The 510-nt window shown below is 68.0% G+C and carries 1 protein-coding gene; it reads left to right on the top strand.

The annotated features are described in order from the left end of the window. A partial coding sequence (locus JNK74_30465) for a serine/threonine protein kinase (protein MBL7650492.1) occupies positions 1-510 on the top strand: 510 nt, incomplete at both ends.

Raw genomic sequence — 510 nt, 5'->3', positions numbered from 1 at the left:
GGCGTTGTTTTGGACGGCCGCTATCGGCTCGAACGTCTCGTTGCCCGCGGGGGCATGAGCGAGATCTGGCGCGCGCGTCACACGCTGTTGGAGCGCTCGGTCGCGCTCAAGTTCGTCCGCGTCGACAGCGACGAGTCGCGACGACTGCTCATCGAAGAGGCGCGCATCCTGGCGGCCGTTCGACACCCGTCGATCGTCGAGGTGTACGACTGCGGGCTGCTCGAAGGGGCCGTTCCGTACCTCGTGATGGAGTACATCGACGCGCCGACGCTGCGCGGGGTGCTCGACGAGCGCGGGACGCTCACGATCGACGAGGCCGTCGCGGTGATCGGCGCGCTCGCCCGAGGCGTCCACACAGTGCACGAGCGCGGCGTCGTCCACCGAGACATCAAGCCCGAGAACATCTTGTACCTCGCCGATCGCGCGGGAGGGCCGCCGTCGGTCAAGCTCATCGACTTCGGGATCTCGCACCGCGCCAGCGGCAAGAAGCACGACGGCAACGTGAGCGGA

This window comes from Candidatus Hydrogenedentota bacterium (assembly GCA_016791475.1).
GTDB lineage: Bacteria > Hydrogenedentota > Hydrogenedentia > Hydrogenedentales > JAEUWI01 > JAEUWI01.
This window is presented reverse-complemented; position numbering and strand designations above follow the sequence as displayed.